Raw genomic sequence first — 18416 nt, forward strand, 5'->3', positions numbered from 1 at the left:
CGCCCGCCAACAAGGCGTCGAACCGCTGCCGGGCATCCAAAACCCACTCCATCACCGAAGCGATGTCAAAGGTCGAGGCTGGCTGGTTCATGCTCCAAGTCAAACACCAACCACTGACATTCCCTCAACAAATTAGCGACCCTGCAGGTCGAAATCCAAAACTCTCAAAAACGAATTCCGAACCGACCTGTCAGAGTGCCTCGATGCCTTCGAAGTCGTACCCCACGAAGCCCTGCGGCTGAGCGTAGACGACGTTGCGGGCAATGGTCAGCGCCTCGGTATCGGCATCGAGACGGGCAACGGCGCTGCGCGCAGTGTCGTTTGCCGATGCATCCGACTCGAGCAGCGATGTCGACGAATCCGGGCGAATGAAAATCGCACTCGAAGGACCGACGACGAACTGCACGAGTTCGACCTCCTCTTTCGTGGAGTAGCTCGGGATCTCCACCGACGCCGAGGTGTGATTCGCACCGAGAGCCGCGACGAAGCGGAGGAGCGCGTCGGCGACGCCATCAAAAGTGACGAAGGATTCCCCGGCGTAAGAGATCTTCTTCATTCTTCTAGACTCCGCGTCGCACCGCCCCAGCACAAGCTGTTGCACACGTCGGGCCGAGCCGTTATAAGAAGATCCAGTGTCGGAGGCCGCGCGTAGAGTGTGCCCATGATTCATTCGATCGTTCCTCCCTATCTTCTCGAGAAGATCGCACAGACCGATGATGGTCGCATGGTGCGGGCTGCTCGATCGGCTCGCCGCGCGTTGCTGGCGCGAGACTCGGTTCTGGATGCCCGGGCCACCGCAGGCGCAGAATCCGCTCACACGGGGGCCGGTTCCAAGGCTCCGCACGGGGGCTCGCCGTCGGTTGCAGCGACACTGGGCAGGCGTGATGCAGCGGCTTCGCCGGAGTCGACCGCCGAGGCGGGAGCGGTCGCGGCAACGCCGACGCCCTCACGCACAATTTTCGACGCGCACAATACGGAACAGCTGCCGGGGACACGGGTGCGCACGGAGGGATCGGCTGCTCCCTCCGATGTCACCGTCACGGAGGCCTATGACGGGCTGGGGGCGACATTCGAGCTGTACGAGAAGGCCTTCGGCCGCAACTCCATCGATGCGAAGGGGCTGCCGCTGCTCGCGACCGTCCACTACGGCGAGGACTATGACAACGCGTACTGGGACGGCCAGCGCATGGTCTTCGGCGATGGTGACGGCGAGATCTTCGGGCGTTTCACCGCCTCGGTGTCGGTGATCGGGCACGAACTCTCCCACGGAGTGACCCAGTTCACAGCCGGGCTGGAGTACCAGGGCCAATCGGGCGCACTGAATGAGTCGTATTCCGATGTCATGGGGGCGCTGGTCGAGCAGTTCCAGAAGAAGCAGTCGGCCGGCGAGGCGAGCTGGCTCATTGGCGAAGGGCTCTTCACCGCCGTAGTACAGGGCAAGGCGCTCCGCTCGATGATCAGCCCCGGAACGGCTTACGACGACAACATGCTCGGCAAAGACCCCCAGCCGGCAGACATGGCCCACTACGTGGACACGACCGACGACAACGGTGGAGTGCACCTGAACTCGGGCATCCCGAACCGTGCATTCGCGCTCGCTACGATCGAGATAGGTGGTTTCGCCTGGGAGACGGCGGGGCAGGTCTGGTACGACACGATCACCGGGCCCCTCGCTTCCGACGTCGACTTCACCACCTTCGCTCGCGCCACGGTGGCCGCGGCCACTGCACGTTTCGGTTCCGGCTCGGCTGAGACGAAAGCCGTTCGCGCAGGTTGGCTGAAAGTGGGAGTCTTGGAGGATGGAGCAGCCGGCTGACACTTCCGGCCCGCGAGACGAGAGTCCGCAGGTCGCTGTGACAGTCGTGCGCACCGGCGGCTTCGCGGGGTTGAAGCGAACGTGGGAGGCGACTGCAGACGACCCATCCACGGTTGACGTGTGGCTGGGTTTCGCCGACTCGCTCCCGTGGGGTGCGACCCCGAGAGAGGATCCACGGAGCGTCGATCGTTTCGTCTATCGGATCGTGATCGCCGTGCACTCTGAGGTGCGGCACGAGACGACCCTGCCGGAGAGCGCCCTCACCGGCAGGTGGCGGGATCTGGTCGACCGGGTGCAGCAGCAGGCCGACGGTGACGGTGATTCGGGACAGTCGCCCGCACCATCGCGCTGAGCACTCCGGCTCGGCCCTACTCCGCCCTACCTCGCCCTACGGCGCAATGAAGCCCGCCGGCGGGGCGCCTCCTCCGAAGCCACGCCCGCCGCCACCCGTCGTCTGGGTCGTGGATCCGCCGAGACCGGAGAGTCCCGTCGTCGTGGTCGACGTGGTTCCGGCTGTCGAGGAGGTCGGTGTCGCCAGAGCCAGGTTCTGCTCTGCGGCGGTGAGAGCGGCGTTCTGCACGTCGAGCGCAGCTCGGGCGGCGACGATGTCCTCGGCGGATGCGACGGTGGTCGTTGATCCCGTTCCGGTGCCGCTGGCCTCAGAGCCGGATGTGCCCGACGCCGTCGCCAATCCCTGGGTGGCAGCCGTGGATGTGGGCGTCGATGTGGAGGGGTCGACGATGCGGCCGAGCCGCCGGTGCCGGTGGCGGTGGCAGGGGTGGCTGTGGCCGTGGCCGGAGTGGCATGGTCTCGAGGCTCGCCCGCACGGTGCGGGTGACCGGCGCCTGGGCGGCCTGAGACGAGGAGGCCGGCCTGGCGAAGCCGAACCTGTAGACCGATCCGCCGCGATCACCAGGATCAGCGCCCCCGCTATGACGAGGGTGCGCCTGCGCATCCGCGAGGCTATCGACTCGCCATCAGCGCCAACGGCGGTCTCCGCAGATTGTGGAGACGAGCTGCCGACTCCCCCACTGTGAGCGAGAGGACGGGAACGATTCCGACCGCGCCAGCGTTGTACCTGCCATGTCGACTCCGCTCTCCATCCTTGACCTCGCCCCCATCGCACCCGGGGAAACCGTGCGCGACAGCATCGCGAACAGCGTCACCCTGGCGCAGGCCGCTGAGAAGGCGGGCTACCGCCGTGTCTGGTACGCCGAGCACCACAACATGCCCACCATCGCGTCGAGCGCCACGAGCATCCTGATCGGGCATGTCGCGGCACAGACCTCGACCATCCGGCTGGGTTCCGGCGGCATCATGCTGCCGAACCACGCCCCGCTGACGATCGCCGAGCAGTTCGGCACCCTGGCGAGCCTCTACCCGGGTCGCATCGACCTGGGGCTCGGCCGCGCCCCCGGCAGCGACCAGGAGACAATGCGCGCCATGCGGCGTGACCCGATGTCGTCAGACCGGTTCCCCGAAGACGTGCTGGAGCTGCAGGCCTTCCTCGCCGGCGAGTCCCGCATCCCCGGTGTGCAAGCCGTTCCCGGCGCCGGAACGAACGTGCCGCTCTACATCCTCGGATCCTCGCTCTTCGGCGCGCAGCTCGCCGCGATGCTCGGCCTGCCGTACGCCTTCGCCTCGCACTTCTCCCCCGACGCCCTGCACGAGGCAGTCGCGATCTACCGCCGCGACTTCAAACCCTCCGCCCAGCTCGACGAACCGTACGTGCTTGCCGGCGTGAACGTGATCGCCGCGGACGACGAGGCGGATGCCCGCCAGCAGTTCGCCGTCACCCGCCGGTCACGGGTGCGCGGTATGCTCTCGCGCGGCCCGGCCGGCACCGACTATTCCGACGAGCAGGTGGACGCGTTCCTCACCACTCCGAGCGGGCGGGGCATCGCCAACATGATGCGTTACTCGGTCTCGGGGACTCCGGATGAGGTGCGGAGCTTCCTCGAAGACTTTGCCGCCTCGGCCCACGCCGACGAGCTCATCGTCGCGCACCAGTCGCAGGACATCGCCGCCCGGCTGCACTCGGTCGAGCTGACGGCCGGCGCGATGCAGCTCGCCTCGGTCTGACTCACCCTCTAAAGTAAAGCGATTCATTTTCATTAAACCGCGAGATATTGCTTTTGTCATCACTATGATGACAAAATGACTATCTGTGAGGGGACGATATGACCAAGACAACTGCTCGGAACGCCGCTGAAGCGTGGCTCGATCAACTCGATCCTGCCAACACACCGATGAAAGACGGCCGGCACCTCCGGGAGATCGGGAACGCGCTGGCCGCCGTGGATGCGGCGGAGGCTCAACTCCGGAGAGCCGTTGCCCAGGCACGAAAAGCGGGCGACTCTTGGGAGGCGATTGGGCTTGTCCTCGGAACATCGCGGCAGGGCGCTCACCGAAAGTACGGACAAGCAGTCGACGGAGCGGGCGGCGCAGAGAATGGCCGCGGTGTAACGTGACGATGTGACCGACGACGCCGACCGCCCCGTGACGCCGCGCCCCGCGGCGACACTGCTGCTGGTGCGCGACGATCCGTACGAGGTGCTCATGGTGCGGCGCCACGCCCGAGCCTCGTTCGCTTCGGCGCTTGTGTTTCCCGGCGGCGTCGTCGAGCCGGATGACGACAGTGCCGACTGGGATCCGTTCCTCGACGCGGCTTCCCGTGCACTCCACCGCGCAGAACGGGCGCTCCGCATCGCGGCGATCCGGGAGACGTGGGAGGAGACCGGCGTGCTGCTCGCCCGCACCAGGGACGGCGCCTTCGTCTCCCCCGGCGCACACCTCGAAGGCAGCGCACCCCTCGACCCAGACGCACACCTCGAAGACAGCGCACACCTCCGAGGCAGGCCCCTCATCGAAGTGCTCGCCCAGACCGGAGGCCGGCTCCGACTCGGTGACGTGCATCCGTTCGGACACTGGATCACGCCCGCCAACCGCCCGAAACGCTGGGACACCCGTTTCTTCGTGGCCGAAGCACCCACCAACCAGACAGCCCAGAGCGACGGTACCGAGACGGTGGCCGTCGAGTGGGTGGATCCGGCCCACGCCGTGGCCTCGGCGGTCGCTGCCGAGCACAGCATTGTCTTCCCGACGCTCATGAACCTCGCTCGTCTCGCCGAGACGACGTCGGTTCAGGATGCTCTCACTGAAGCCGATCGTCGGCCGCACATCGAGGTCAACCCGGTGGACCGCACCGGGCCGGACGGCGTACGACTCATCACCATCCCGGCCGAGGCCCGCTATGCCCTGACAGAGTACCCGATCGACAACAACTGACGCTGGGCGCACAATGGTGCCATGCCCGAGTTGCCCGAAGTCCACGCTCTCGTCACCGATCTGGGCGCGAAGCTCGTGGGGCAGACGGTGGCTCGATTCGATGTGCTCTCGTTCGCAGCGCTCAAGACGTTCTCCCCGCCGACCTCAGCCCTCGAGGGCCAGCAGGTGCTCGGAGTCGCTCGGCACGGCAAGTTCCTGGACTTCCGGGTCGGCGAGCTGCATCTCGTGATGCACCTCGCCCGCGCGGGCTGGATCCGTTGGCGCGAGGGGCCGCCACCGCCGGCGAGCGGGAGGCCGGGCAAGAGCGCCCTGGCCGCGCGCCTGGTGATGCAGCCCGACGACTCGGGCCTCGACATCACGGAGGCGGGCACGAAGAAGAGCCTCGCGATCTACCTGGTGAACGAGGTGGCCGAGGTGCCAGGCATCGGCCGTCTGGGGCCGGATCCGCTCGACCCCGCGTTCACCGAGGAGGTCTTCGCGGGCATCCTCGGCGCGGCGGGTCGAGCCCAGATCAAGGGGGTGCTCCGCAATCAGTCGAACATCGCCGGAATCGGCAATGCCTACTCCGACGAGATCCTGCACACGGCACGGATGTCGCCGTTCAAGCCCGCTTCGATGGAGGCCGATGAGGTGGCAGAGCTCTACGCTGCCCTGCAGCTGACGCTGAGGGGCGCCCTCCAGCGCGCCGACGGGCTCGCCGCCTCCGAACTGAAGAAGGAGAAGAAGCTCGGCATGCAGGTGCACGGTCGCACCGGCGAGACGTGCCCGGTCTGCGGTGACACGGTGCGCCAGGTGATCTTCGCAGACTCGACCCTGCAGTACTGCCCGACCTGCCAGACCGGCGGCAAGATCCTCGCCGACCGGGTGCTCTCCCGGCTGCTGAAATAGGACAGCTGCAACGCGATCCTCCGCGATGCGAGCGCTGCCCGCGCGAGCGTCAGCGGTGCGACAGCTTCCGCGCCACCGCACTCGCGACCAGCTGCACCACCTGCACGATCACGATCAGAATGATGATCGTCGTGAACAGGTAGGAGTTGTCGTACCGCTGGTACCCGTACCGGATGGCGATGTCGCCGATGCCGCCTGCGCCGATGGTGCCCGCGATCGCCGAATAGTTCAGCAGCGAGATGACCGACGTCGAGAGCGCGAGCACGATGCTCGGCCGCGCCTCGGCGAGCAGCACCTTCCAGATGATGGTGCCGCGCTTCGCACCCATCGAGCGAGCCGCCTCGACGAGCCCGGTGTCGACCTCGCGGAGCGCGATCTCCACGAGCCGGGCGAAGAACGGGATGGCGGCGATGGTCAGCGGCACCGCGGCGGCAGTCGGCCCGATGAACGTGCCGATGATCAGCCGAGTGAACGGAATCAGCACCACCATCAGGATGATGAACGGCAGCGAACGCCCGATGTTCACGATGAAACCGAGCACGGCGTGGATGATCGCTCCGAGGCGGCGCGATCCGAAGGGCGCCTCGTTGACGCCGCCCTCATCGGTTGACACCAGCAGCACACCCACCAGCAGCCCGAAGACGATCGTGAAGACGAGAGCGATCCCGATCATCTGGAAGGTCTCGCCGACGGCCTTCGTCAGGATCGGGATCATGACGCCCCAGTTGACGTTCACAGCGCACCCTCCAGAACCTCGACGTACAGCCCGCTGTCCTTCAGCCGGGCGATGGGTACAGCGTTCGACTCCACACTTCCGGGCAGTTCGAGCCGCATCCGGCCGACGCGATGGTCGCTCACGACCTCGACGGCGGCGCCCAGGATGTTCACGTCGATGCCGAACTCCCGCGACATCCGACCGACGATCGGTTCATCGGCCAGATGCCCGGCATACATGATCTCGATCACCGTGTTGCCCGGTTCGCCGCGGCTCTCGCCCAACGGGAAGAGCGCGTGCGCGATCTTCGACTGGGGCGTGTTGAGCAGATCGATGACGTTGCCCGACTCGACGATGCGACCGCCTTCGATCAGCGCGGCCGACGTGCAGATGCGCTTGACGACCTCCATCTCGTGCGTGATCAGCATGATCGTCACGCCGAGCGTGCGGTTCAGCTCCTTCAGCAGCTGCAGGATCGAGTCTGTCGTCTCGGGGTCGAGCGACGAGGTGGCCTCATCGCTCAACAGCACCTTCGGGTTGCCGGCGAGCGCCCGGGCGATGCCGACGCGCTGCTTCTGCCCGCCGGAGAGCTGCGAGGGGTAGGCGGATGCCCGGTCCCCGAGCCCGACGAGGTCGAGCACTTCGGCCGACCGGGCCCGGCGCGCGGCCCTGTCGACACCCGTGATCTCGAGCCCGAACTCCACGTTCTCGGCCACGGTGCGCGACGACAGCAGGTTGAAGTGCTGGAACACCATCCCGATGCCGTGCCGGGCGACCCGCAGTTCGGCCTCGCCGAGCGTGGTCAGATCCTGCCCCGCAACGGTGATCGAGCCGCTGGTGGGCCGTTCGAGCAGGTTGACGCAGCGCAGCAGCGTCGACTTCCCCGCTCCGCTCTGCCCGACGACGCCGAAGATCTCACCGTCGGCGACAGTCAGATCGGTGCCCTTCAAGGCCTCGACGGTCGTGCCTCTGGCGTTCCGCGGCGGGTATGACTTGTGGAGGTCGGTAATCGTGATCACGGGATTAGGACGCAGGTCCGCTCGCCGGGATGACCAGGCCCTTGTACTGGGCGGTGATCCAGTCCTGGGTCTGCTTCGAGGTCAGCAGCTCGTAGAGCTTCTGCACAGCCGGATCGTTCTCGTGGCCTTCCTTGGCGGCGAGGAGGTTCGTGTAGAGCGTGCCGTCCACATCCTCCTTGAGGATCTGCTCGTCACCGGTGAGGCCTGCGGGCAGGGCGAAGCTGAGGTTCGCAATGCCCGCGACGTTCTCATCCAGGGCCCGGGGCAGGGTCGCCGCATCCAGCTCCTGGAACACGAGGTTCTTCGGGTTGGTCGCGATGTCGCCGACGACGCCGGTCGCGCCCTCGTTCAGCGTGATGAGCCCCGCCTTGGCGAGCAGGTTCAGCGAACGCAGCTCGTTGGTCGGGTCGTTCGGGATGCTGACGGTGTCGCCGTCCTTGATGTCGTCGATGCTCTTCACCTGCTTCGAGTACAGCGCGAGAGCCGGGAAGTAGACCTTGCCGACCGGGGCGATGTGCGTGCCGTTGTTCGTGTTGAAGTTGTTCAGGAACGGCAGGTGCTGGTAGAGGTTCGCATCGAGCGAGCCGTCTTCGAGCGCGGTGTTCGGCGTGGTGTAGTCGGTAAACGAGGTGACCTGGATGTCGAGCCCCGCGGCTGCGGCCTCCGACTGCTCGACGTACGTCAGGATGTCGTCGCCCGGGAAGGTCGAGCCGACCTTGATGGTGGTGACACCCCCCACCGTTGCGCCGACAGCGGCATCGGACGAACCCGAGGACGACGAGCATCCGGAGGCGCCGACGATGACTGTCGACAGGATCGCTGCGGCTATCAGGAACTTCTTGGAACGCATGGGGTTCTCTCCAGAGGGGAAGGCGGGGGTGCGGCCTCAACCCTAGAAGACGCGCTGGAACGGGCCTAAAGCAGGCCCGGCATGCTACGCAATGTGACACTGACCGGCAGCGCACGGCGGCGCGACCCGGAAGAATCGGGGCATGCCCCGACCCCTGCACTTCTCTGCGTTCGTGATGAACACGAACTCGCACATCCAACACGGTCTCTGGCGGCACCCCACCGCCCAACAGGCCGACTTCAACGACGTGAACCTCTGGATCGGGCTCGCGAAGACGCTCGAGGCCGGCGGATTCGACACCATGTTCTTCGCCGACGTCGTGGGCCTCTACGGACCCGTAAACGGCTCCTACGAGGTGAACGCGCGGGAGGGGCTGCAGATCCCGTCGAACGACCCCTCGGTGCTGCTCTCGGCGCTCGCGGTGAGCACAGAGCACCTCGGACTGGCGTTCACGAGTTCCATCGTGCAGTCGCACCCCTTCGACTTCGCTCGTAAGGTCTCGACGCTCGATCACATCTCGAACGGCCGGATCGGGTGGAACGTCGTGACCAGTTCGCTCGAGAACGCCGCCCGCAACTTCGGGATGGACCGCCTCATCGAGCACGACGAACGTTACCGCTGGGCGCAGGAGTACATGGATGTCGTCTACAAGCTCTGGGAGGGCTCCTGGGACGACGGCGCGCTGCTGAAGGACAAAGCAAGCGGCATCTACGCCGACTACACGAAGATCCACAAGATCAACCACGTCGGCGAGCGCTACCGGGTGGAGGGGCCGCACCTGCCCTCGCCCTCGGCGCAGCGCACGCCGGTGATCTTCCAGGCCGGATCCTCCCCGGCGGGGCGCTCCTTCGCCGCCCGGAACGCCGAGGCGCAGTTCATCCTGTCGCCCACACCCGAGATCGCTGCGGGAGACATCTCCGCGACCCGGGCGCTGGCGGTGGAGTACGGCCGCCACGCCTGGGACATCCAGTTCTTCCAGGGCCTCACCTTCGTGATCGGCAGCACCGAGGAGGAGGCGAAGAGCAACGAAGCGGAGATCGACGAGTACATCTCCACCGACGGATTCCTTGCCCATATCAACCTCGGTCTCGACCAGGCCACCGGAGTCCCGCTCGACCCCGACATGCCCCTGAAGGACATCAGGCACGAGGGCGGCTTCTCGCACACCAAGTGGCTCCGCGAGGCATCCCCCGACCGCGAGCCGACGGTGCGTGACCTCGCGAAGATCACGGCAAAGGTGCGCGGCAGGTTCGTGGGCACGCCTGAACAGATCGCCGACCGGCTCGAGGAGTTCCAGCGCGCGGGCGTCGACGGCATCAACGTGATGAACTGGACCCTACCGAACTCGTACCAGCTCTTCATCGATGAGGTCATGCCGACGCTCCGCCGCCGCGGGCTCGCCAAGGAGGAACCCGTGGCGGGCACCCTGCGACAGAAGCTGTTCGGCCACGACCAGCTTCTCTCGACGCACTACGGGCGCCAGTTCCGCGGGGCGTTCAGCGAGCACGAGTGAGGATGCGGCGGCGGGTCCCCCGCCCGGGAGGAGCTGGGCCGATCCGGGCCGGACAGCGGGCCGCATCGACCCAGCTCCTCCCCGGTGGGGTGACTCGGATCGATCACCGGCCGTGCGCTGGTGAAGGCGGCGGCCGACGCCGTGAAACGGGCGACGGCACCGCGGGCATCCGGAGCCGAAGCCGCAGCACTGGCCCGGGTCGACGCGCCCCGGGCATCCGCCGCCGAGGCCGACCGCACCGCGCTGCTCGACGCGGCCGAGATCGCCACCTGCCGGGCGCAGGTGTGTGTGCTCGACGACGCCCTGCGGGCCGCAACCCTGCTGTTCGAGGTCGGCGGTGCCTCGGCCACCGCGCTCGCCTCGCGCTCCTGAGCGCTTCCACTGCCCGACACCGCCCGGCCCCACCCCGCCGAAGGGACGCAAATCGCTTCTGCCTTACGGTCTTGGAGCGTTTTGCGTCCCCTCGGGCGGGCGGGCGGGCGGGCGGGCAGGCAGGCAGGGCAGCGCGGAACGCTAGTGCAACGCCGCGAGCATCCCCACCACCTGGTCGTAGGTGCCGTTCACCGCAGCGAACCGCAGCGGCTTCACGCTGTCGACCAGGATCTCGTGCGCGTCGGGCTCCGACGCGAGCAGCCCCATCACCTCGGTGAGGAACGCGTCGAGCGGCATCGCGTGCGGGTTCGTCGCCGACGACTGGCCCAGCATCTCGGTCTGCACGGCCGGCGGCACCAGCTCGATGACCTGCACCGACTTGTCCGCGAGCTGCAGGCGGAGGATCTCCGTGAACGAGTGGATGGCCGCCTTGGTGGCGTTGTACGTCGGCGTGTGCGCAAGCGGCGTGAAGGCGAGGCCCGACGAGACCGTCACGATCGCGGCATCCTGCTGCCCCGCCAGGAACGATGAGAACGCCGCAATGAGCCGGAGCGGCCCGAGCAGGTTGGTGGTCACCGTCGCCTCAGCCGCCGCCAGGAAGTCCGCACTGTGCAGATTCTCGGGGCGCATGATGCCCGCCATCGCGACCAGCACGTTCGTGGCCGGCCAGCGGCGCTGCACCTCGGCCGAGACATCCACGATCGACTGCGCGTCTGCCGTGTCGATGTAGATGCCCTCGATGCCGGGGTTGTCGCGGCTGATCTGATCGAGCAGCTCACGTCGGCGACCGCCGACGATGACCGTGTTGCCGGCCGCGGCGAACCGCTGGGCGAGCCCCAGGCCGATGCCCGACGTGCCGCCCGGAAGAAAGATGGTGTTCCCTGAAATGTTCATGTCCCCAGCCTGCGGTCTGACGAACTGCGGCAAAAGAGGAGCGTTCAGCCACGGATCGGCAGTCCCTGCCTGAACCCACCGTGCACGGGGCATGATGGAGCCATGGACAGACCCGGGCTCGCAGACTTTCTGCGCCGACGCCGCGAGGCGCTGCAACCGAACGACGTCGGGCTGCCGCCGGGGGCCCGACGTCGCACGAGCGGACTCCGCCGCGAGGAGGTCGCGAGCCTCTCGGGTATGTCGAGCGATTACTACGCGCGCCTGGAGCAGCAGCGGGGGCCCCAGCCGTCGGAGCAGATGCTGGCCGCGATCGCGCGCGGCCTGCGATTGACTCTGGATGAACGGGACCACCTCTTCCGTCTCGCCGGCCACACCGCGCCCCGCCGCCAGCGCCGCACCGAGCATGTCAGCCCCGCGCTCATGCGCGTGCTCGACCGGCTCGACGACAGCCCGGCGATGGTGCTCTCCGACCTCGGGGACACCCTCGCCGAGAACCGGCTCGCGATCGCTCTGCTCGGCGACCACAGCGCATTCACCGGACTCGACCGGAGTGCTTTCTACCGCTGGTTCACCGACCCGGCCGAGCGGGCGCGCTACCCCGAACGGGACCACGCACGCCAGAGCTCGATCCAGGCCGCGGGGCTCCGGGCGGCGATCTCGGTCGGCGGGGGCGAGTCGCGCGCGACCGAGACCGTGGCCCGGCTCGGCACGGAGAGCGCAGAATTCCGCGAGGTATGGGAACGGCACGAGGTGCGCACGCGGTTCGACGACCACAAGACGCTCATCCACCCGGAGCTCGGCGAGATAGAGGTCGACTGCCAGGCCCTGTTCACCGAGAACCAGGCGCAGACCCTCCTGGTGCTGACCGCGTCGCCCAGTACGGAAGGGTACGAGAAGCTGCAGCTGCTCTCGGTGCTCGGCACGCAGCAGTTCAGCGCCTGAGGCGCCCCGCCCGGCCGCACCACCACCCCGCGCTGCCACCCCGCGCCGCCTCTCCCACCCGCGCCGCCACTCCCACCCGCGCCGCCACTCCCACCCGCGCCGGTCGCTTGTGAGACGGTTGCGCGTACGTGAGACGCGCACGCGGGTCTCACGTACGCGCAGGAGTCTCACGTGCAGCCGGTTCGCCCCCGCCCTGTGCGCCGCGCCGCCGGATGGGGTCACGCGGAACGCTACGCGCAGAGGTTCTCGGCGATCCAGCCGGGCGTGGCCGCCACCGGCAGCTCGCCCGACAGCACCAGCCCGGCGAAGGTGATCGCCTGCTCACCGAGCCGCCCGTCGGCCGAATCGAGCGGATCCCGCCGCAGGCGCACCGACACCCAGCGGGTCACGGATGCGCCCAGGCGCGCTGTCGAGACGGCGGTTCCGGCGAAGTGCCTGGCCTGCCCGTTCGAACCGTCGTCGAACGGTTCGGCGAACCCGCGGCCGGGTAGACGGTTCTGGCCCGCGAGCGCGGCGTCGATCATCCAGAGCGGGCCGCGGCGGATGCCCGCAGCCTCCGTTCCGAGCGTGAGGAGGAACTCGCGCGGACTGCTGGCCTCTGCTCCGACACGGCCCGCAAGCGCGGCGAGTTCGGCGCAGGCATCCATGCTCGAAACAGTACAAGGCGCGCCCGGGAATCACCCGTGGCATTCGACACGGCGAGTGGTCGCAGGGCATGCCGTCACCCGTCTCGGCGGTGCGCGGCGCGGCGGCGCACGCGGTCGAGGGTTCCATTCGCCCAGAGCCGGTCGCCGTCGCCGCGGTCGGCCGCCACCGCCATCGTCTTCCAGCCGGTATAGACTGCCGGTTCGCCCGTGCCCGGGGCGCTCGGCTCGGGCGCAAGCAGATACGCCCCCCGCGCCGTCAGTGTGTTGGCGAGGCTGCGCGTCTCCCGGTCGAACCCCGGCCCGGCCCCGGCGAAGGGCGGGTCGAAGTAGACCAGGTCTTCCTCCCTGACCTCAGCGACGATGTCGTAGAAGTGACGCTCACGAACCGTGACGTCACGGTTCTGCAGCAGCCTCGCGACCCCGCGGAGGTTTACCTCGTCGAACGCGACCGTGTCGCGGCCCGCGCTGCCGCGGAGGTACACGAACCGGGCGGCCCGCTCGACCGGCGAGAGCGACCGAGCGGCGCCCACGGCCCTAGAGCTCTCCGTGCTCCCAGAGCTCCCGCCAGCGGATTCCGGATCTGCCTGGGCCTCGACGGCCGCCCGGTGAACGTGGTCGTGCCGCTCGCGGTGCTCCCCGACCAGCCGCACCAGTCGACCGACATCCGACTGCAACACCTGCCAGGTGATGACCAGTTCGGAGTCGTCGCTCGACAGTCGGAAGGTCCTGCCTGGATTCCGCTCCATCAGCGCGATCGCCAACGCTCCCCCGCCGAGGAACGGCTCGTAGTAGTCGCCGAAGTACTCCGGAACGCACTCCAGCGCGAAGTCGGCCAGCCGGCGCGTGCCCCCCGGGTGGAGGTACGGCGGGTGGAGGGGCCGGGAGCGCGGGGACACACTCCATTCTCGCCCGGGCGACCGGCTGCCCGACGCACCGCCCCTCCTGAACACTCTCGTGCACGATTCCCAGCGCCCACAGAGTGCGAGCACAGCGACGCGCCCGCCGGGAAACGTACGGTGTACCCATGCAGGAACACGAGGCAGCCGCGACAGTGCCACGACTGCATCTGGCGGCCCGGTCGCTGTTCCGGGGAACCCCGGTGTGGGCCTTCCGCGCGGGCATGTTCCTCATCCAGCGGTCAGAAGTGAAGCGTATGAACGAGGAGCCTGTCGACGGGGTCCTGCACACCGACGACATCGACTACGCCGGTGACGGGCATCCGGCGCACCGGCTCGATGTGATCGCACCGGCCGGCATCGCTCCCAGTACGGCAGGCGGCGCGGATGCCCGCCCTCTCCTGCCCGTCTACATCTACTTCCACGGCGGCGGCTGGACATCCGGCGACAAGTCCACGGTCACCAAGTACTGCGCACACCAGGCGGCCACCGGGATGGTCGTGGTGAACGTCAACTACCGCAGGGCCGGGCGCTTCCAGATGGATCACCAGCTCCAGGACGCCGGCGCGGCAGTCGGCTGGGTTCGCGAGAACATCCGTGCGCACGGCGGAGACCCCGACAAGCTGGTGCTCGGCGGCGACTCCGCCGGCGGTCACATCGCTGCCCTCTTCACCGCGACATCCGACAGCCCCGAACTGCGCACACATTTCGGGATGTCCGCCGGGCACGCCGCGCCCGCGGTGCAGGGTCTCGTGCTGCACTGCAGCGCCGTCGACTTCTCGATGTTCTTCGCCAGGGCCCCCATCCTCGGCCGGGGTTTCGTGCGACTCCTGCACCCGAGGAGCACCGGTGCCGCACCGGCCCGACGCGCGAGTCTGCGGAAGGCAGCGGCCTACCTCTCGCCGATCGAATGGATCGGTCCCCGGCATCCCGCCGTCTTCGTGACCACCTCCGCCCGGGACTACTTCTACGAGTCCAACCTGCATTTCGTGGAGCGCCTCCGCGCGGCCCTCGTGCCGGTCGAGACGATCATCTACGGCAGCGCGAACGCCAACACGCGCCACACCTGGCAGCAGAACTACCGCTTCCCCGAATCGCAGAACGTCTGGCAGCATTTGACCTCGTTCGTCAACAGCGTGACGAGCCAGCCCGCCTGAACAGTCCCCGCCTCGGGCGCGGTCGATGAGGGAACCATTCCCGCTGTGCCGGACACTAGGGGGTATGGGGACAGGAACGACAGACGAAGCGGCGACGTGGATCCGCGCCGCCGCCGGCGACGCGACAGCCTTCGGGGTGATGTTCGACACGCACCGCGACCGCGTGTTCGGCCAGGCGCTCCGGGTGCTGCGTTCATCGCACGACGCAGAAGACGCCACCGCACTGGTCTTCCTCGAGGCTTGGCGGAGGCGCGACGCGGTGCGGGTCGTCGACGGCTCGATCGTCGGCTGGTTGCTGGTGACGACGAACCTCGTCTGCCGGAACCTCGTACGCTCGGCCCGCCGGTACCGCGCGGTCATCGACATCCTGCCGCCACCCTCGGCCCAGGCCGACCACTCGGACGAGGTGGATGCCCGACTCGACGGCCGCGAGCGCCGGGCCCGGGTGCAGAGCGCCTTCGCCGGGCTCAGCCCGAACGACCAGAACGTGATCACCCTCTGCGTGATCGAAGAACTCACGATGGAGCAGGCTGCCGAAGCGCTCGGCGTACCTGCCGGCACGGTGAAGTCGCGGTTGTCCCGCGCAAAGAGACGGCTCGCGAACGTTTCAGGAGGTGCACGATGAACCCGCAACCCGAATTCGATCCCGCCCGGAGCGACGCGATCCGGCGGATGCTCGTGGAGACCGTCGCGGCAGGGCAGAGTTTCGGCGCGGCCGCCGCGCCCACGCCGGCATCCGCACCCCGCCGCAGGCATCGCAAGGCCGGCATCATCGTGGTGGTCGCCGTGCTGACGGCCCTCGTCGGGTCGGGCACCGCTGCGCTCGCCCTGAACGGCAGCGCGTGGTTCGAGGCGGCCCCGCCCGCGCCGGCCACCACCACGGCCGCTCCGACCTCACCCGAACCGACAGCGGCGCCGAGCACCGCACCGCCGACACCGACCGCCGCTCCGATTCCGGCTGCGCCGGTCAGCCGGGTGCCGTCGACCTGCGAGAAGTTGTTACCGGTGGCCGAGGCGGAGGCGACGCTCGGCACCGGACTCCAGCCGGCGACCACCGAATCGTTCGACAACCCGGTACACTACACCGACCGGCGGCTCGGGGCTCTCGAATGTTCCTTCAGTGCGAATGGATCGCTTGACTACGACCAGCCCCAGTTCACCGTCGAGATCGTGCCCGGTGTGTCTGCGACCCAGTATTCCTCTGTGGTGAACGGCGAGGGCTGGGGTCCCGGCTCCACCCCGGAGGATACGATCACGCCGGGCGCGTTCTCAGCGTGCACCGACGCAGTGCCCTACCTCTGCGGTTTCATCGCACGCGTCGGAGACTACGGGGTGAGTCTCTTTGTGCGGGTTCCCCCGGAAACCGCACTGACGTCGGACCAGCAGGAGCAGATCCGCAGATCCTTCGTCTCCCTGGTCTCGACAGCCGAATCGTTTCCCGCTGCGGCTCCGCTCTGGCAACCGCAGGGCGTCACCCTCACCGGAGCATCGACCTGCGCAGGACTTGCGAGCGACGATCAGCTTGCGGCCCGGTTCGACGCGTCCGAGGTGAGCATCTACAAGTCCGACGAGGGTGAGTACGACTTCTCCCGGTTCCACGCTGGGTCGAACGTCGGCGCGTTCTGGTGCAGCTGGGATCTGGATCGCGGTGCACAAGGGGTAAGCATTTCCGTGCTCCCGGGTGGCGCCTCGTACTTCGATGAACTCCGTGCGTCCGATCCGTCGCTGTCGTGGCGAGCGGCCCCCGGCTACCCGGGCGTTGCCTATCTCGCAGAAGCAGGGGTGAGTACGCGGCTCAGCATCCTCGTCGACGGTGGCTGGGTGGAACTGGGGGTTCCCACGACGACTGCAGCCGACACCCTGCCGGGGTTTGCGGCGACTGTGCTGGCCAACGTGGCTAAAAGGTAGCCCCGAGGGTGGCTTCAGGCCGCCCTCGGGGCTTCTCCACCTTGCAGCGAACTAATTGGCGAGGAACGTCAGAACGGCAGCGTTCCACTCGTCGGGGTTGCTGACCGTCACGCCGTGCGGTGCATCGTGGATGACCACCAGCTCGCTGCCGGCAATGGCTTCGTGCGTGCGAGCGCCCGAGCCGTCGAACGGAACCGTTCCGTCGCCGTCGCCGTGGATCACCAGTGTCGGCACAGACACCTTCGTCAGGTCGTCGCGGAAGTCGGTGCCGGCGAAGGCCGCCATGCACGCGAGCGAGGCGATCTTGCTCGACTGCTTCGCGAGCGCAAGCGCCTCCTGACGCTGCTCCTCCGTGACCTTCAGTACGCCGTCCACCGAGAAGAACTGGGTGGTGAAGTCGTCGTAGAACGCGTCCTCATCAGCGGTGAGACCGGCGGTCATCTTCGCAGCCTGGGCCGCATCCAGAGGTCCGTCGGGGTTCGTCGGACCCTTCAGCAGAAAAGGCGGCACCGCCGAGGCGAAGACGACACTGTGCAGACGCTCGGCACCGTACTTCGTGAAGTAGCGTGCGACCTCGCCGCCACCCATCGAGAAGCCGACCAGAGTGACGTCGTTCAGGTCGAGCTCGGCGAGAAGGGTGTGCAGGTCCTCGGTGAGGGTGTCGTAGGTGTAGCCGGTCTTCGGCTTGTCGCTCCGGCCGAACCCGCGGCGGTCATAGGTGATGACCCGGTAGCCGGCGGCCTCGAAGGCGGGGACCTGTTCCGACCATGACTCCCCGGAGAGCGGCCAGCCGTGGATCAGCACGACCGGGCGACCCGATCCGCCGGTGTCGTCGACGTGGAGGTCGGTATTCTTGAAGATTCCGTGGTGTGCAGTGATTTCTGTCATACGAGGGATTCGAACACACTAGGGCTGCGGTTTGGGCAGGGCCACAGGGGTTGACAGGCGGCCGGATCCTGCGGTCATGGTCCACGCGATCGCCGGTGATCGGGCACCATCCGAAACCACGCGGAAACACCCGGGCGATACAGTGGGCGGATGTTCTGATACGGGGGAACCATGCAGAGTTGCGAACTCGCCGCCACCGGCTTCGAAGCCTGGCCTGAGGCTGACCCCGTTTCCCGGACAGGTGGTTGGTTGGTCAGGCTGCCAGTGTGAGCTGGCGGCGTTCGTACTCTAATGGACTGAGGTAGCCGATGCCGGAGTGGCGTCGGCGGGCGTTGTACCAGCCGTCGATCCATGTGTAGGCGCCACGTCGTGCGGCGTCGATCGTGGCGAACACGTGCCGGTGGTAGTACTCGTTCTTGAACACGGACCAGAACGATTCCGCGGCCGCGTTGTCCCAACACACCCCCGTGCGACCCATCGACCGCAGCACCCCGAGTTCGGTCGCGGCTTTCGCGAGCTGACCGCTGGTGTACTGGGTGCCCCTGTCCGCATGGAACACGACCTTCCGTGGCAGGTGCCCGCGGAGACCGACGGCTTGCCGGAGCGCGTCCTCGACGAGGTCA

The 18416-nt window shown here is 67.7% G+C and carries 21 protein-coding genes; 11 read left to right on the plus strand and 10 right to left on the minus strand.

Annotation, left to right across the window (positions count from 1 at the left end; all coding sequences use genetic code 11):
• Window positions 1-190 precede the first annotated feature (190 nt).
• On the minus strand, window positions 191-556 hold the full coding sequence (locus B7R22_RS11525) for a hypothetical protein (protein ID WP_116411897.1): 366 nt from the start codon (window positions 554-556) through the stop codon (window positions 191-193).
• Between the two features lie 105 nt (window positions 557-661).
• Here B7R22_RS11525 and B7R22_RS11530 point away from each other — a divergent pair, with 105 nt between their 5' ends.
• Window positions 662-1816: a M4 family metallopeptidase gene (locus B7R22_RS11530; protein ID WP_116411898.1), complete on the plus strand. Its 1155-nt coding sequence runs from the start codon at window positions 662-664 to the stop codon at window positions 1814-1816.
• Complete coding sequence (locus tag B7R22_RS11535; RefSeq protein ID WP_116411899.1) at window positions 1800-2168, plus strand: protealysin inhibitor emfourin; 369 nt, start codon at window positions 1800-1802, stop codon at window positions 2166-2168. Before B7R22_RS11530 ends, B7R22_RS11535 begins: the two co-directional genes overlap by 17 nt.
• 36 nt (window positions 2169-2204) lie before the next feature.
• Here the strand turns inward: B7R22_RS11535 and B7R22_RS11540 are convergent, their stop codons facing one another.
• Window positions 2205-2507 carry a hypothetical protein gene (locus tag B7R22_RS11540; RefSeq protein WP_116411900.1) on the minus strand — a complete coding sequence of 101 codons (303 nt, stop codon included), beginning with the start codon at window positions 2505-2507 and terminating at the stop codon, window positions 2205-2207.
• Between the two features lie 392 nt (window positions 2508-2899).
• On the opposite strand from B7R22_RS11540, the gene B7R22_RS11545 reads away from it, so the two are divergent.
• The 3 genes from B7R22_RS11545 (at window position 2900) to B7R22_RS11560 (ending at window position 5992) form a co-directional block, all read left to right on the plus strand.
• Complete coding sequence (locus B7R22_RS11545) at window positions 2900-3898, plus strand: LLM class flavin-dependent oxidoreductase (RefSeq protein ID WP_116411901.1); 999 nt, start codon at window positions 2900-2902, stop codon at window positions 3896-3898.
• A gap of 393 nt (window positions 3899-4291) precedes the next feature.
• Window positions 4292-5104 carry an NUDIX hydrolase gene (locus tag B7R22_RS11555; protein ID WP_116411903.1) on the plus strand — a complete coding sequence of 271 codons (813 nt, stop codon included), beginning with the start codon at window positions 4292-4294 and terminating at the stop codon, window positions 5102-5104.
• 21 nt (window positions 5105-5125) lie between these two features.
• A complete protein-coding gene (locus B7R22_RS11560) occupies window positions 5126-5992 on the plus strand; it encodes an Fpg/Nei family DNA glycosylase (RefSeq protein ID WP_116411904.1) in 867 nt (288 codons plus the stop codon).
• A 49-nt stretch (window positions 5993-6041) separates the two neighbouring features.
• Here the strand turns inward: B7R22_RS11560 and B7R22_RS11565 are convergent, their stop codons facing one another.
• The 3 genes from B7R22_RS11565 to B7R22_RS11575 all read right to left on the minus strand — a co-directional run bounded on the left by B7R22_RS11565 (window position 6042) and on the right by B7R22_RS11575 (window position 8576).
• The gene (locus B7R22_RS11565) at window positions 6042-6728 is read right to left on the minus strand and encodes a methionine ABC transporter permease (RefSeq protein ID WP_253259039.1); all 687 of its coding nucleotides are present in this window, start codon (window positions 6726-6728) and stop codon (window positions 6042-6044) included.
• Window positions 6725-7657: a methionine ABC transporter ATP-binding protein gene (locus B7R22_RS11570; protein WP_301182615.1), complete on the minus strand. Its 933-nt coding sequence runs from the start codon at window positions 7655-7657 to the stop codon at window positions 6725-6727. Before B7R22_RS11570 ends, B7R22_RS11565 begins: the two co-directional genes overlap by 4 nt.
• A 73-nt stretch (window positions 7658-7730) precedes the next feature.
• Window positions 7731-8576, minus strand: coding sequence for a MetQ/NlpA family ABC transporter substrate-binding protein (locus B7R22_RS11575; protein ID WP_116411906.1), 846 nt, complete (start codon window positions 8574-8576; stop codon window positions 7731-7733).
• Between the two features lie 142 nt (window positions 8577-8718).
• Between B7R22_RS11575 and B7R22_RS11580 the strand changes: the two genes are divergently transcribed.
• Together B7R22_RS11580 and B7R22_RS11585 are read left to right on the plus strand one after the other, a co-directional pair.
• Entirely contained in the window at window positions 8719-10089 is a 1371-nt protein-coding gene (locus B7R22_RS11580) for an LLM class flavin-dependent oxidoreductase (RefSeq protein ID WP_116411907.1), read from the plus strand.
• 120 nt (window positions 10090-10209) lie between these two features.
• Window positions 10210-10461 (plus strand): hypothetical protein, encoded by a 252-nt coding sequence (locus B7R22_RS11585; protein ID WP_116411908.1) that lies wholly within the window; start codon window positions 10210-10212, stop codon window positions 10459-10461.
• A 141-nt stretch (window positions 10462-10602) separates the two neighbouring features.
• Here the strand turns inward: B7R22_RS11585 and B7R22_RS11590 are convergent, their stop codons facing one another.
• The gene (locus tag B7R22_RS11590) at window positions 10603-11355 is read right to left on the minus strand and encodes an SDR family oxidoreductase (RefSeq protein ID WP_116411909.1); all 753 of its coding nucleotides are present in this window, start codon (window positions 11353-11355) and stop codon (window positions 10603-10605) included.
• 102 nt (window positions 11356-11457) lie between these two features.
• Between B7R22_RS11590 and B7R22_RS11595 the strand changes: the two genes are divergently transcribed.
• Window positions 11458-12297, plus strand: coding sequence for a helix-turn-helix transcriptional regulator (locus tag B7R22_RS11595; RefSeq protein WP_116411910.1), 840 nt, complete (start codon window positions 11458-11460; stop codon window positions 12295-12297).
• A gap of 230 nt (window positions 12298-12527) precedes the next feature.
• Here the strand turns inward: B7R22_RS11595 and B7R22_RS11600 are convergent, their stop codons facing one another.
• Both B7R22_RS11600 and B7R22_RS11605 read right to left on the minus strand, forming a co-directional pair.
• Window positions 12528-12944: a hypothetical protein gene (locus B7R22_RS11600; protein WP_116411911.1), complete on the minus strand. Its 417-nt coding sequence runs from the start codon at window positions 12942-12944 to the stop codon at window positions 12528-12530.
• 74 nt (window positions 12945-13018) lie between these two features.
• Entirely contained in the window at window positions 13019-13840 is an 822-nt protein-coding gene (locus B7R22_RS11605; protein WP_172582338.1) for a DNA adenine methylase, read from the minus strand.
• A 128-nt stretch (window positions 13841-13968) separates the two neighbouring features.
• Between B7R22_RS11605 and B7R22_RS11610 the strand changes: the two genes are divergently transcribed.
• The 3 genes from B7R22_RS11610 to B7R22_RS19210 all read left to right on the plus strand — a co-directional run bounded on the left by B7R22_RS11610 (window position 13969) and on the right by B7R22_RS19210 (window position 16905).
• The gene (locus B7R22_RS11610) at window positions 13969-14997 is read left to right on the plus strand and encodes an alpha/beta hydrolase (protein ID WP_253259040.1); all 1029 of its coding nucleotides are present in this window, start codon (window positions 13969-13971) and stop codon (window positions 14995-14997) included.
• Between the two features lie 64 nt (window positions 14998-15061).
• A complete protein-coding gene (locus B7R22_RS11615) occupies window positions 15062-15622 on the plus strand; it encodes an RNA polymerase sigma factor (protein WP_116411913.1) in 561 nt (186 codons plus the stop codon).
• Entirely contained in the window at window positions 15619-16905 is a 1287-nt protein-coding gene (locus B7R22_RS19210; protein WP_172582340.1) for a hypothetical protein, read from the plus strand. Before B7R22_RS11615 ends, B7R22_RS19210 begins: the two co-directional genes overlap by 4 nt.
• 51 nt (window positions 16906-16956) lie before the next feature.
• Here the strand turns inward: B7R22_RS19210 and B7R22_RS11625 are convergent, their stop codons facing one another.
• On the minus strand, window positions 16957-17793 hold the full coding sequence (locus B7R22_RS11625) for an alpha/beta fold hydrolase (RefSeq protein WP_116411914.1): 837 nt from the start codon (window positions 17791-17793) through the stop codon (window positions 16957-16959).
• Window positions 17794-18046: 253 nt separating this feature from the next.
• Window positions 18047-18416: integrase core domain-containing protein (locus B7R22_RS11630; protein WP_147305364.1), on the minus strand; the 370-nt coding region annotated here is incomplete at its 5' end.

The organism is Subtercola boreus, assembly GCF_003399635.1.
Lineage (GTDB): Bacteria > Actinomycetota > Actinomycetes > Actinomycetales > Microbacteriaceae > Subtercola > Subtercola boreus_B.

Bases quoted from the DNA above. Each gene is read 5' to 3' on its own strand.
- B7R22_RS11575 (WP_116411906.1), bottom strand. From the start codon at position 8,576: ATGCGTTCCAAGAAGTTCCTGATAGCCGCAGCGATCCTGTCGACAGTC.
- B7R22_RS11580 (WP_116411907.1), top strand. From the start codon at position 8,719: ATGCCCCGACCCCTGCACTTCTCTGCGTTCGTGATGAACACGAACTCG.
- B7R22_RS11595 (WP_116411910.1), top strand. From the start codon at position 11,458: ATGGACAGACCCGGGCTCGCAGACTTTCTGCGCCGACGCCGCGAGGCG.
- B7R22_RS11545 (WP_116411901.1), top strand. From the start codon at position 2,900: ATGTCGACTCCGCTCTCCATCCTTGACCTCGCCCCCATCGCACCCGGG.
- B7R22_RS11525 (WP_116411897.1), bottom strand. From the start codon at position 556: ATGAAGAAGATCTCTTACGCCGGGGAATCCTTCGTCACTTTTGATGGC.
- B7R22_RS11610 (WP_253259040.1), top strand. From the start codon at position 13,969: ATGCAGGAACACGAGGCAGCCGCGACAGTGCCACGACTGCATCTGGCG.
- B7R22_RS11535 (WP_116411899.1), top strand. From the start codon at position 1,800: ATGGAGCAGCCGGCTGACACTTCCGGCCCGCGAGACGAGAGTCCGCAG.
- B7R22_RS11615 (WP_116411913.1), top strand. From the start codon at position 15,062: ATGGGGACAGGAACGACAGACGAAGCGGCGACGTGGATCCGCGCCGCC.
- B7R22_RS11530 (WP_116411898.1), top strand. From the start codon at position 662: ATGATTCATTCGATCGTTCCTCCCTATCTTCTCGAGAAGATCGCACAG.
- B7R22_RS19210 (WP_172582340.1), top strand. From the start codon at position 15,619: ATGAACCCGCAACCCGAATTCGATCCCGCCCGGAGCGACGCGATCCGG.
- B7R22_RS11590 (WP_116411909.1), bottom strand. From the start codon at position 11,355: ATGAACATTTCAGGGAACACCATCTTTCTTCCGGGCGGCACGTCGGGC.
- B7R22_RS11600 (WP_116411911.1), bottom strand. From the start codon at position 12,944: ATGGATGCCTGCGCCGAACTCGCCGCGCTTGCGGGCCGTGTCGGAGCA.
- B7R22_RS11625 (WP_116411914.1), bottom strand. From the start codon at position 17,793: ATGACAGAAATCACTGCACACCACGGAATCTTCAAGAATACCGACCTC.
- B7R22_RS11560 (WP_116411904.1), top strand. From the start codon at position 5,126: ATGCCCGAGTTGCCCGAAGTCCACGCTCTCGTCACCGATCTGGGCGCG.